General features: G+C 31.6%; 3 protein-coding genes and 1 pseudogene. All 4 read left to right on the top strand.

Features of this window, described 5'->3' with window-relative positions:
• Nucleotides 1–218, top strand: a pseudogene (locus tag ACFORF_RS04615) (hypothetical protein); the annotation flags it as partial.
• 78 nt (nucleotides 219–296) lie between these two features.
• A complete protein-coding gene (gggA, locus tag ACFORF_RS11170) occupies nucleotides 297–401 on the top strand; it encodes a streptosactin (protein ID WP_423191654.1) in 105 nt (34 codons plus the stop codon).
• 63 nt (nucleotides 402–464) lie between these two features.
• Nucleotides 465–1,661: a streptosactin maturase GggB gene (gene gggB / locus ACFORF_RS04610; protein ID WP_380425937.1), complete on the top strand. Its 1,197-nt coding sequence runs from the start codon at nucleotides 465–467 to the stop codon at nucleotides 1,659–1,661.
• A partial coding sequence (locus ACFORF_RS04605; RefSeq protein WP_380425939.1) for an ABC transporter transmembrane domain-containing protein occupies nucleotides 1,654–2,372 on the top strand: 719 nt, incomplete at its 3' end. The genes gggB and ACFORF_RS04605, both read left to right, overlap by 8 nt.

Genomic DNA, 2,372 nt, shown 5'->3' with positions numbered 1-2,372 from the left:
ACTTTGTAAATTTACTTCCTTTTTTAGCCATGAGAAAAGAACCTCCTTATAAGAACAGTATAGTACTTTTTATACTGTCCATTATAAGGGGTTCTTTTCATTGTGAAGCAATTATTGAAATGAAAAAGTGTATCGCTGCAATGAAATTAGCAGGCAGTAACCACTTAGCAAAGATTTATGAAGGCCATTTAGAAAAAGTTTTAGCTGAAAATGACTAGTCAGCAGATATGGGAAAGAAATCTCGCTCAAAGATAGAAATGCTATAATCCTATTATCAAATAGAGGAGGACACTAAGATGGATAATTTAAAAATTATCGATTTGGAAGAATTACTGATCAATAAATCAAGCTATCTTGCTCATGATTGTGGTCCTAGTCATTCTTGCGGTGGAGGTGGATAATCCCCGTCTTGCTTTTATTGTTAGAGGGATTTATATTCCCTCTCTTTTTGATAGGAGAGTAACATGTTAAAGACATTTATAACAGAGTCCGACACTTATTATTTTAATTCCGAAAACTTTACTCTTTCAACTTCTTCAGATGAATGTGGTATCGAGATTAATAAAGAAAATGATCGCAGTATTTTGAGAAAAGTAGTAATTAACGTTTCAAATAGTTGTAATCTTTCATGTGTATATTGTTATGCTGATGGTGGTAATTATGGAATGACAAATCAGCTCATGGAAATTACTACTGCAAACAAAATTATTGAACAAATCAATAACAATGGGATTCGATTTATAAAAAGATTAATACTTTTTGGAGGGGAAGCATTTTTAAATATTGATGTATTTGTTTATCTTATTGAAGAACTCTCAAAAACAATTGAGATTAAGAAAGTTGAGACAGTTACCAATGGTACAGTATTAAATAATAAAGTTAAATTGATGATTGACAGATATCACCCTTTCTTGACTGTCAGTCTTGATGGTCCACAGCTGATTCATGATAAATTAAGAGGTAAGGGGAGTCATAGACGAACTTTGAAGTTTATTGAGTATTTAAAAAAAATAGATTATGAAAATTTTGAGGTTGCTTCAACTTATACGCGCATGCACCAAAAACTTGGTTATCCAAAAGAAGTCATATATAAATATTTCACAGATATGGATGTTAGATTTCATATAAATAATGTATTCAGTAAAAATAAAGTTCTTGTAGTTAAAGAAATGGAGATGACTTTAGACAATAGAAAACGATTTATCGAACAGTCTCTCGAGGATATTATCAATAATAACGTAAAAAACTATATTAGCCCCATAGTATACGATGTTTTACTTTCAATGATTTTTAAAAGTAAGACTGAATCATTCTGTGATGATATTGATCCAGAAACTACTATGACATTTGATGTAGATGGAACATCCAAATCTTGTTTTAGATTTTGGGGGACTCACAATAGTGATAAAGTCTCACTGTTCAATAATAAAGAGAATTTCTCTAAGTGCAAAGAATGTTGGTGTAAGGGAATGTGCATGGAATGTGTGGCGAACATGATTGAAGGGTATTCACCAATAATATCAGAGAAAGCTACATTTATAGAGTGTAAAAAACAAGATTTGATGGAATACTGTATTTATAAGATCATTGAGCTAAGTAAGGATAAGGATACTTTATCAAAATTAGTGAATAATTTTGAAAGGTTTATCAGATATGCTTAATAAATTCATTTCAAAAAAGTATTTAATCTTGTATTTTAGTTTTATCGGTATAACTTGGCTAGAGGCTATCATCACACCGACCTTAGTATCAATGATTGTGGCGAGTTTTGAAAAGAGATCTCTTGATAAGTTATGGTTGGCTCTTGCTGTGGGAATTTTTGGAAATTTAATTCTCCTTATTGGACTAGCTGGAAAACGTTATTATTATGCGAGAATAGTGGCTGATTTTACATTGACCATGAAATGCAAACTCTTTGGGCATTTTCTTTATAATAAACACAGGGATAGCAAAGATATTTTATCTCATCTTGAAAATGATGTTAAACAATTAGAAACTTCTTATCTTGAACCTGCAGTTATTATCATTTCATCGCTAGGTTTTACGACTGTTTCTATGATATATGCCCTAGCTACCAATTTTGGGCTGGGCTTAGTGTTTATCTGTTTTTATTCTGTTCCTGCACTTTGTAGTGGTATTGGTAGCAAAGCCTTAGACCAAATTTCTGAGCAAAAATCTAAGTCTAATCAGAATTACCTTTCACAAGTAACTAATATTATTGGTGGTGAGAGAGTTCTAAAAAATTACGATGCCAGGGATTTTTTCTTTTCTCGTTTTATGACATCTTTGTTGACAAGGGTTGAACAGGATATTAGATACGAGCAGCAACGAACTCTGAATAGTATGATAATCAATAGCATTGATGCTTTTTG

The organism is Streptococcus caprae (assembly GCF_042649745.1).
Classification (GTDB): Bacteria; Bacillota; Bacilli; order Lactobacillales; family Streptococcaceae; genus Streptococcus; species Streptococcus caprae.
This window is presented reverse-complemented; position numbering and strand designations above follow the sequence as displayed.